Annotated in this window: 1 protein-coding gene; it reads left to right on the forward strand. The window is 74.6% G+C overall.

Translation table 11 applies throughout. The features are described from left to right. Window positions 1–461, forward strand: a 461-nt coding sequence (locus AC1DSF_RS30845) for a nitric oxide synthase oxygenase (protein WP_478184114.1), incomplete at both ends; no start/stop codon positions are given.

Raw genomic sequence — 461 nt, forward strand, 5'->3', positions numbered from 1 at the left:
CCGCACGCCCCCGCCGTCGACCGGGCCGAAGCCCGGAAGTTCGCCGAGGACTTCCACCGCGAGACCGGCACCGCCGCCGCGCTCGAAGACCGCTGGCAGGAGATCGCGCGCCAGATCGACACCACCGGCACCTACGTCCACACCGGCGCGGAACTCACCTGGGGCGCCCGCGTCGCCTGGCGCAACTCGGCGCGCTGCATCGGCCGCCTGTACTGGAACAGCCTCGTCGTCCGCGACCGGCGCGAGGTCCACCGCACCGACGACATCGCCGCCGAGTGCTTCCAGCACCTGCGCGCGACCTGGCGCGGCGGCCGCATCCGCCCGACCATCACCGTGTTCGCCCCGGACGCCCCCGGCCGCCGCGGCCCCCGCATCTGGAACGAGCAGCTCATCCGCTACGCCGGGTACGTCAACCCGGACGGCACCCTCGCCGGCGACGGCCGCAACACCGGCATCACCAC

Source organism: Variovorax sp. 01N429 (assembly GCF_056399425.1).